General features: G+C 46.6%; 6 protein-coding genes. 4 read left to right on the plus strand and 2 right to left on the minus strand.

Annotated elements, in window-relative coordinates; all coding sequences use genetic code 11:
* Positions 1-296 precede the first annotated feature (296 nt).
* On the plus strand, positions 297-1,433 hold the full coding sequence (locus QUA00_RS35365) for a glycerate kinase (protein WP_333413209.1): 1,137 nt from the start codon (positions 297-299) through the stop codon (positions 1,431-1,433).
* Between the two features lie 232 nt (positions 1,434-1,665).
* On the opposite strand, the gene QUA00_RS35370 is transcribed toward QUA00_RS35365, so the two are convergent.
* Positions 1,666-2,034 (minus strand): hypothetical protein, encoded by a 369-nt coding sequence (locus QUA00_RS35370; protein WP_333413200.1) that lies wholly within the window; start codon positions 2,032-2,034, stop codon positions 1,666-1,668.
* A 327-nt stretch (positions 2,035-2,361) separates the two neighbouring features.
* Here QUA00_RS35370 and QUA00_RS35375 point away from each other — a divergent pair, with 327 nt between their 5' ends.
* Positions 2,362-2,889: an orange carotenoid protein N-terminal domain-containing protein gene (locus QUA00_RS35375; protein WP_333413202.1), complete on the plus strand. Its 528-nt coding sequence runs from the start codon at positions 2,362-2,364 to the stop codon at positions 2,887-2,889.
* A gap of 652 nt (positions 2,890-3,541) precedes the next feature.
* Here QUA00_RS35375 and QUA00_RS35380 read toward each other — a convergent pair.
* The gene (locus QUA00_RS35380) at positions 3,542-5,410 is read right to left on the minus strand and encodes a PAS domain-containing sensor histidine kinase (RefSeq protein WP_333413204.1); all 1,869 of its coding nucleotides are present in this window, start codon (positions 5,408-5,410) and stop codon (positions 3,542-3,544) included.
* Between the two features lie 397 nt (positions 5,411-5,807).
* On the opposite strand from QUA00_RS35380, the gene QUA00_RS35385 reads away from it, so the two are divergent.
* Both QUA00_RS35385 and QUA00_RS35390 read left to right on the plus strand, forming a co-directional pair.
* Positions 5,808-6,527, plus strand: coding sequence for a response regulator transcription factor (locus QUA00_RS35385; protein ID WP_333284065.1), 720 nt, complete (start codon positions 5,808-5,810; stop codon positions 6,525-6,527).
* A 485-nt stretch (positions 6,528-7,012) separates the two neighbouring features.
* Positions 7,013-8,665, plus strand: coding sequence for an alpha-amylase family glycosyl hydrolase (locus QUA00_RS35390; RefSeq protein ID WP_333413207.1), 1,653 nt, complete (start codon positions 7,013-7,015; stop codon positions 8,663-8,665).
* Positions 8,666-9,043: the final 378 nt, after the last annotated feature.

Raw genomic sequence — 9,043 nt, forward strand, 5'->3', positions numbered from 1 at the left:
CTTAATATACCATTTCTTTTGTTTTAATATCTAGGAAGTACATCAAAGTTAAAGGTACTCGCAATGTCTAATTGTCGGTTTCCGTACCTACACCCGACGAGCCTTTCATCATGCTAGGTAATTCCCAACGGGGTAGTTCGCGCAGCGCTCAGATTAATCCCCTCTAAATATACCGAGGGACTTCCCGGCTGGTAGTTAAAAACTTTTTGAATCGGCGCGGGTTTAAGATGAAATATTTGTCAGTTGCGGATAGTATTTGTACAAAACCAGCCCCCGCTAGCGAGAGTTTTGAGCTGATGAATCGATCGACTGTAACCCCTGTTGAAATTTTACATCGGTGGCAAGGCGGCGTTAGCGCGATCGCTTCCGACTTCGATCACCTGGCAAGTTGGGAACTTGCGGATGATGTGCGATCGCGCGCTTTTGGCATTACTCCCGATAATGCAGCCGATGTTGTCCGCTGCAAAACCGATTTATTCTTTTCTCTTCTTGACGAACTGCATACTTTCCCCCTAAAGTCAACTGTTTTCCTCGAAACTTTGTGGAATCTTTGGCTGCCGCTGGCAATGCAATTATCGACTGCCAAACAAAGTTTAAACCGTCCTCTAATTCAAGGAATTTTAGGAGGGCAAGGAACGGGAAAAACTACTTTATGCCAAGTTTTGAGGCTGATTCTGGGAAAATTGGGATATTCTACTGTCAGCCTTTCTTTAGACGATATTTATAAGACTTATGCCGATCGCCAACAAATCCAAAAAGCAGATCCGCGTTTAATTTGGCGCGGCCCCCCCGGCACTCACGATATTGACTTGGGAATCGCAGTTTTAGACAAGTTGCGCGGTTCTCAAACTCGCGAATTAGCAGCAGTTTACAATCCCAAATCTGATGCCATAAAACCGGATATAATTAAAAATATAGAAATTCCCAGATTTGACAAATCTGCCTACGGAGGTGCAGGAGATAGAAGTCAACCAGAAATTATTTCGGGTGCGGATATTGTACTTTTTGAAGGTTGGTTTGTCGGTGTGAATCCGGTGGTTGATGCCAAATTGAACGAGTTTTTGGCGGCTGCACCGTTTCCGATTTCCACAGAGGGCGACTGTCAGTTTGCGCGCGATATGAATGCGAAGCTGCACGACTATCTGCCGCTGTGGAACCGATTAGATCGGTTGATGGTTTTGTATCCCCAAGATTATCGCATTTCTCAAGTGTGGCGCAATCAGGCGGAACGGGAAATGATGGCGGCGGGGAAGTCGGGAATGTCAGAAGCCGAAATTAATCGGTTTGTCGAATATTTCTGGAAAGCGCTGCATCCTGAGTTATTTATTAAGTCGATGCTGGAGGGTGATCGGGTGGATTTAGTAATTGAAGTTTTGAGCGATCGCACTGTTGGCAAAATCTGTCGGGCGATCGACTTAAATTTAAGCGATTAGGAAGACTTAAAATTAACGCTTTAAGGACACAACCTTGTTGTGTCCCTACCTTATTGCAGCTTTTAAGGACACAACTTTTTTATGTCCCTACTGTATTGCAGCTTATCGTGCACTCACTTGAGCATTCAGGAGTTATGCAAAAAGTGGTTTGACGCGCGAATTAGAGGGGTAAGGCGCGCCATAAGAACCCTACAATACAGAGGTTTTGCATCGAGGATGGAGAATTGCTAAATTAGCTGCCGGGAGTACCAAGATCGATCGCTTTCTGGATCAAATCGTCGGTAACTTCGCCCGGTGTACCTGCAGGCGTAATGTCGTGAGCCATCGAACGAAAATCAGCGGGATTGCCGCTTGTATCTGCCGGCTTTGCAATATTATCTTGAGCAGCGGGAATAGGAAATTTAGGTGCAGTTGCAGCGGCGGCAGCTTGAGCGCCGGCACCTGTGCGATCGATGTCACTAACGCTGAATTCTTTTGAAGCTTCGTAGTCTGCTGATACATTAACGGTCGGCAACTTTTGTTCTCCAGCTTCCGCGCTTTCAGTGATCTGCTGAGCGTCAAAGTTTTCAATGTTATTGACTTCTGGATTAATTTCAGACATAGCCGACTCCTTGCTAGTTTTATTTAACAATGCACTTTATTAATTATCACTTGAATCCCAAGCTTTTTCATCTACCCGCAGATGTATCGTTGGCTTCTATCTTAAGGATGATTTATCCTAGGGTGGTGCCTTAACATTACACAAGTTTCCGAAAAGAATGCAGCTTTAGGCAAGCTCCAAACCCATACATACTCAGCCATTCCCCATTATTTAATCTCAAATCTCAAATCTCAAATCTCAAATCGTATTACCTCTAGGGGATGGTGACTTGCACTTACAAATCTTGATACTTATATATTCTGGAAACATTTTTAAGGAATTTTATTTATGAACTCACCCGCCGCGACCAATCCTCACTCTCTCTCCAACGACACTCAAAACATCGTTCAGGCAATCAACGGGTTGGGTACAGATGAAAAGCTGGCGCTGCTCTACTTTGTTTATGAAAAAATGGGAGATTCAGTTACACCAGCCGCTCCCGCCGCTGCTGACCCACAATTAGCTCCCATGCTGCTGGATGATTTTTGCAAGCTTTCCCATGACCAACAACTGAATATAATGCGAGGGATTGTCAACGGCGACGACACGCCGTATTCTCACGCTTACGGAGCTTTAACTGCTAACAATCAGTTGGTGGTTTGGTATGCTTGGGCTATTGGTATGGGGGAAACAATTGTCGATATCCCCGAAGGATATGAGGCAACTGAGGCTGTCAATGGCGTGTTGGGTCAAATTGAAGGTCTTGAGTTTGAACAACAAATTACAGTGCTGCGCGACGTAGCTAATACTATGGGCTACACCGATGTTAAACCAATTGCTACTCAGGCGGAAGTAGGGAAAACTTCTAGTCTTTAGATAATAGTCTGCTGTTGCAACCTATCCTACACAAACTCTCCTCCTAGCAGAGAGGGACTCAAGAATAAAGGAATTACCCAAAACCTCTATATGTAGGGTGCGCCTCGGCGCACCCTACCGCTATAATTAGTAGGTAAAACCTTTTTTTGCTGTTAGTCCTATTTATTCTTTCGTGTATTAAGCTGTTGCACATTTAAACTGTGAACTAAAATTTGATAAAGTTCTTGTGGGGAGTAGGGGTTGGGCCAGAAAGCCCGCACAAAAAACACGATTTAGATGCACAACAGCTTAGAGAGAGACGAAAGTCTTTCTATGGAATGAGAATTAAATAACTTACAATTTTGATGGTTTGTGGGATGGGCGTCCCGCCCGTCCAGAAAGGGCGGGCGGGACGCCCATCCCACGCCCTATCGGGAACACTCCCCTGATACAAGGGGAGGAGAGGAAGCAGGATTATTCTTGTTTCCCTATTTAATAAGGGGGGACTTGCGGGGGGTTGAATTGGACTTTTGCAAGAACTCTAATCATCCATCTTATAGCAATTGTTAAAAATCGAAGCACCCCGCGCCGGACTTAGGTCTTGCGATTTCCATACAGATGCTCCCGTATAATCTATATGTATATCTATTTTTTAGCCGCCAAAAAAAATGGGTCAGCAAATGAGTTTTTTCGGATAAATTTTTCGCGGGAATTCTATCCGAAATGTCGAACCTTTTTTGGGCTGACTTTCGACCCTAATTGTGCCCTTCATCATTTTGACTAAAGAGGCAGTAATCGCTAGTCCTAAACCGGTGCCTGGATATTTGCGAGTTGTGGTTTGGTCGGCTTGATGGAATTTGTCGAAAATGTGGGGAAGATCGGTTTCACAGATGCCGATTCCTGTATCCCGAACGGTGATAATTAGCCGATCGCGATTTAATTCCCGCACCTCAATGTAGATGCTGCCCTCATGGGTGAATTTAACCGCGTTGGAAACGACATTGGTCAAAATTTGCCGCAGGCGCAACTTGTCATTAACTATAAACTGATCCTGCAAGCACACGCTGACGGACATGGCCACATTCTTATCGGTGGCTTGATTTCCGAATTCCAAGGCCACATCCATTACTAAATGCGCTAAATGAAATTTTTCAATTTTTAATTCTGTGCGGCCACTCTCGATTTTGGAGAGGTCGAGGATATCGTTAATCAGCAGTAGCAGATTTTTGCCGTTATGTAAAATGCGCCCCACCATTTCTGTTTGCTGGGCGGTCAGCAGTTGTTTGTGCTGGCGCAGCAGCAATTGGGAAAAGCCGATAATCGAATTCATTGGAGTTCGCAATTCGTGGGACATGATGCCCAAAAATTGCGATTTTAACTTGGCTGCTTCTAGCAGTTCCAATTTTTGCTGTTGAAGGCGTCGCGCCTGATTTTCCAGTTCTTCCTGCTGGCGAATTAGCAGCTCGTTTTGCAAGTCTAAAAGCTGTTCCTGCTTTTTTAATTTTTCGATCGCCAGCGCGTTGTTAATCGCGATCGCAGCTTGTTTTCCCATAACCGCCAGCAGTTCCTGAGTATGCGCGTCAATCGCCGTGCTGTCTTTCCCGTTGCCGATGGCCAACACACCCAAACGCCCGCTTGGCCCCGACTCGATCGCCGCTGCACAAGCCGCCGCCGGCAACAAGCCTTTGCGGTACTCCGACCGCCACAGTACAGACTCTCCCGTCGCAAATGCTTTCCACAGCAGCTTGTTTTGCACGTGCGGGGTTTTGCCCTTACCAAAGTTTTCCGTGCCCCCGACAGCGCTGAGTTTGAGGCCGCTGCAATCCGACTCCAGGAGAGCAACTAGGCAAAATTCCGCTCCGGCGATCGCCTCCACAGTCGCGTCCGCGATGGCTTGCAACAATTCACCCCAATTACCCGCGCGCTGGCTCAATATATTTGTAAACCGCTCTATCACCTGTAAATCCCGCCCAGCCTCTATTACCGTCCGGGTTTCGCACAATTTTTCAGCTTTGAAGTTAGCTTCCGAGCGCGCTTGATGGCGCCAAAACTCTGGTTCTGCTTGGGGATCGGCTTGAGTTTGTTTGATCGGTTCCATATCCATGTAGGTTCCCACCCACTCCAAAACTTCCTGACTGTCGGGGTTAGCGGGCCATCCTCTGGCCACGTTCCAGCGGTATGTGCCTTCTCGCGTCTGCAGACGAAATAGAATTTCGTAGCTTGGCGGCGGGAACTTAGAAGTGTGCGATCTCGCCAACAGACGAGGGCGGTCTTCTGGGTGGACGCGCGCCAGATAGCCGAAACCTAAAGCTGCTGCTGCTGGTACCCCGGTGTACTCCTCCCAGCGCTGACTGAAATAAGTCGCCCGGCCGTCAGCATTTGTTTTCCAAACTATCTGAGGAATTGCCGAGCACAGGCGATCGTCCTGAGTTTGGCAGTCGCCAACTTGCGGTTGGGGGGATGTTATTTCAGATACTTTGTGTAAGATTTCCGAGTCGGAAAACTCCGAGGGAAAAGACTTATTGCCGTGATACTGAGTCATAACAGGTTATATAAATAAGCGTTGGACTAGAGCCCTAACACCGATTAAAGACTCGTGCTGCTAGCTTTATTGATTTTGAGGGCCCAAGTGCATCAAAATTTTTTATACTTTAAATTTATCTGGGTAGTGGTATCCTTACCTCTATCAACGGGCGGACAATGAGATAATTCAGTTAAACTATTGAAACATTGAGAGCTTACCTGTCCCGATCGGGCTCGTGCAGGCATCGCCGCAAAATAACTTAAAAATTAACTTGCATTCTTGGCGGCTGCATGAGTATGCTTAAAAATGATGTGCGACCTGTAAAACCCTAAATCAGGACACATTCTCAAATTTTCTCAGTTTAGCTGAGTCAGTTGACGATATTTTAAAAATTTAGCGGGCTATTGGAAGAAAGATGAGTAAAATTCGCGTTGCTTTGGTAGAAGACCATGACCTGACAAGAGTCGGCATCCGCACTGCTTTACAACAGCGTGAGACGATAGAAGTTGTCGGCGATGCAGCTAACGCTACAGAGGGATTGAAACTGCTTCAGTCTTCAAAACCTGACGTGGCAATTGTAGACATTGGCTTGCCGGATTTTGATGGCATTGAACTTACACAAAAGTTCAAGAAATCGGTAGCGGAGTCCGATCCTGATACAAAAATTTTGATCCTGACTTTTCAGGACAATGAAGAAGAAGTTCTGGCAGCTTTTGCCGCCGGAGCTGATTCTTACTGCATGAAAGATATTAGCTTCGATCAGTTATTAGATGTAGTAAAAGTAACTCACGAAGGTAACTCTTGGATCGATCCGGCGATCGCCCGTATCGTCCTGAAACAAGCTCGCACTCAGGAACCTGCGCCGGAAGAACCGAAGGCTGAGGGCAAAAGAGTCACAATTAAGGCGGCCGAACCTGAGTTTAGTCACATCATTGAGACTTACCCTTTAACCGAGCGGGAATTAGAGGTTTTGGAACTGATCGTGCAGGGTTACAGCAATGCTGCAATCGCCGAAAAGCTGTACATTACTGTCGGTACAGTCAAGACTCACGTCCGCAATATTTTGAACAAGTTGTGCGCTGATGACCGCACTCAGGCAGCCGTTCTCGCCCTGCGTTCTGGCTTGGTTGGATGAAGCCTTATCATCAGGCCAAATCAAGTTAAAAGTAGGGTGCGCTGGGCGCACCTTACTGCCACTGATTTATGGTGTGCAGTGTACACCGACTGACTAATTGTTACCAAAAAATTAGGGCAGGCAGTGTGCACTAGCCGAGCAATTGTTGGTTGTTAAAAAAGTGATAAAGTTTAAACCCGCATCTATCCCAGTACAGATATTTTTTTAAATATTAAAAAAAACGAATCTACCTTAAGATAGATGCTAAAAAACTATCGTAGTACCAATACTTATTGTTGAGCGATCCCCAGTTAAATAAACTTCGATCGCACTGCCGATATGGCGCGATTTCACTTCATAAAAGGCGCAGGCACAGGCCAGATGACGATACTTTTAGGAATAGTTAAGCCTTAAAGAAATTATATCCGTAGAGTGATGCTGAGTTCGCTTAAATTTGCGAAATTAAAAGTATCTACTGCTACTGAAATATTTTAGAAAGAGGTATTATGGCCGCTCCAATTGAATTCAAGTTATTTGCTCCCTACAACAAAGGAGCTGCCTTGATTGGCTCTTTTTCTAATTGGGAAGATATTCCGATGGAAAAGGACAAAGAGGGGTATTTCCGCACGCGAGTTGAGTTGGAGGATGGCGTTTATCAATACAAATTCCGCGTTCAGTCGAAAAGCTGGTTTGTGGAACCAGATCAGTGGGTAGATGTGGTCGATCCCTACGCGACTGACATCGACAATCCCACTCAAAACGGCATTGTTCGGATCAAAGATGGCGATCGCATTGTCGATACCTACGTCTGGAGACACGACGACAAACCGCTGCCAGCCGATCGGGAATTAGTGATTTATGAAATGCACATTGCCGACTTTTCCGGTGGCGAAGATGATCCCTTCGCCCGCGGCCAGTACAAGCACGTCGTCGAAAAACTCGATTACCTAGTCGAACTCGGCATCAACGCGATCGAACTCATGCCCATCAAGGAATACCCAGGCGACTACAGTTGGGGCTACAACCCCCGCTACTTCTTCGCTGCCGAGTCCAGCTACGGAACCACAGAAGAACTCAAAAACCTGATAGACGAGTGTCACGGGCGCGGGATTCGCGTCATCATGGACGGGATTTACAACCACTCGGAAGCATCGAGCCCCCTCACTCAAATCGATCACGATTATTGGTACCACCACGAACCCCGCGATCCTGACAACAATTGGGGCCCGGAATTTAACTACGAATTCTACGACGAAAACCTAGGAACTTTCCCGGCGCGCCAATTTGCTGGCGATACACTCCGCTTCTGGATTCAAGAATATCATCTCGACGGCATTCGTTTCGACGCGGCGCGACAAATTGCTAACTACGATTTCATGCACTGGGTAGTTCAAGAAGCCAAAGATGCCGCCGGCCCCAAACCGTTTTATACCGTTGCCGAATACATTCCCGACAATCCCAGCATCACCAATCTAGACGGGCCGATGGACGGCTGCTGGCACGACAGTTTCTATCACTGCATCGTTCCACAACTGTGCGGCGACTTTTTTGATTTAGAACGCCTTAAAGATGTGATTGACTGCAAGCGGCAAGGTTACTTGGGTGCTACGAATGTAGTGAATTATTTGACCAATCACGACCACGATCGCCTTTTTGCCGAATTGGGTTCGTGCGGGATTTTGGATGAAGCAGCATTCAAGCGAGCGAAGTTGGGAACGGTGGTGTTAATGACAGCAGTTGGCGTGCCCCTGATTTGGATGGGCGAAGAATTTGGCGAATACAAAGCCAAAACAATCGAGCAAGCTAAAATTGACTGGACGCTGCTAGGAAATGACCTCAATAAAAGTTTGTGGGAATACTACAAAGGCTTGATTCACCTGCGTAAAAATAACCAAGCACTTTACACAGAAAACATCGACTTTTTCCACGAAGACCCCGAATCGAAAGTTTTTGCTTACACTCGCTGGAACGATGAAGGTTCGAGAGTTGTAGTAGTGGTGAATTGGTCGGAAAATTATCTAGCGGGTTACACCGTTCCCAACTTCCCGGCAAACGGAAATTGGCACGAATGGACGGGGAATTATGATATTGAATCGGGCGATGACAATATTATGATTGACTTGCCGGAATACGAAGCCAAAGTGTTTGTTTGGCAGTAAGGCAACGGAGGACAAAGGCTTTCGCCGTTTCCCTACCCCAAAATAATCATTATGTAGGAAAACGGCACTGCCTTTCGTCGTGTCAACTTAATCTATCAGTCCGCCAGTCCTCCCACCCGGCAGTCCGCCAGGGACTGAAGTCCCTGTCTAATAGCTGAAGTCCTCTGAAGAGGACTAATGAGTTTTTCAGTCCTCTTCAGAGGACTTCGGCTTTGAGGCAGGGGTTTCAACCCCTGCCGGACTGCCGGAGTGCGGGTTTAACGCTAAGTTGACACCTATGGGCATGGCGCCGTGTCCTACTCTGCTACACAAATACTAGACAAGTCTCGACATTTGCTTCTTACTTCATCGGGAGCATGGGAGCGGTTATCCCTCAGT

The organism is Microcoleus sp. T2B6 (assembly GCF_036700475.1).
Taxonomy (GTDB): domain Bacteria; phylum Cyanobacteriota; class Cyanobacteriia; order Cyanobacteriales; family Microcoleaceae; genus Microcoleus.